At 37.0% G+C, this 459-nt stretch carries 1 rRNA gene; it reads right to left on the reverse strand.

Annotated elements, in window-relative coordinates:
* Positions 1 to 101 (reverse strand): 23S ribosomal RNA (locus H5154_RS23175); the annotation flags it as partial.
* Positions 102 to 459: the final 358 nt, after the last annotated feature.

Here is a 459-nt window from a genome sequence, read left to right on the forward strand (position 1 = left end):
AAGTGCTTTTTACTAGCTTGACTAGGCTTATCGCAAGTTAATACGTCCTTCATCGCCTCCAACTGCCAAGGCATCCACCGTGTACGCTTAGTCACTTAACCATACAACCCAAACGGGTCTTGCTTGGTCTTTGTTACTTATGCTGCCTTGCTATCAATTTTTGCTTGGTTACATAACACGTTATGCGCCCAGCGACAAAAATATCAGCGGCGTTGCCTAAGCATCAAATCCACGTCGCAATACTAAACAGTAAAGTTTAGTCATACGTTAGTGACAGTTTAACTTTGCCAGAAGTTAATATTGAATACTAAAGTAGATACCAATCAACAAACGTAAACGTTCATTAAATGGCACTGAATGATACTGCTATCATTCTTTTTTACTTTTGAAAACTCTGTACAAATACACTGTATTTATACGAATTTTATTATCAGCTTTTCCAAATTTTTAAAGAGCATA

This window comes from Pseudoalteromonas sp. SR44-5, from assembly GCF_014163675.1.
GTDB classification, from domain to species: Bacteria; Pseudomonadota; Gammaproteobacteria; order Enterobacterales; family Alteromonadaceae; genus Pseudoalteromonas; species Pseudoalteromonas rhizosphaerae.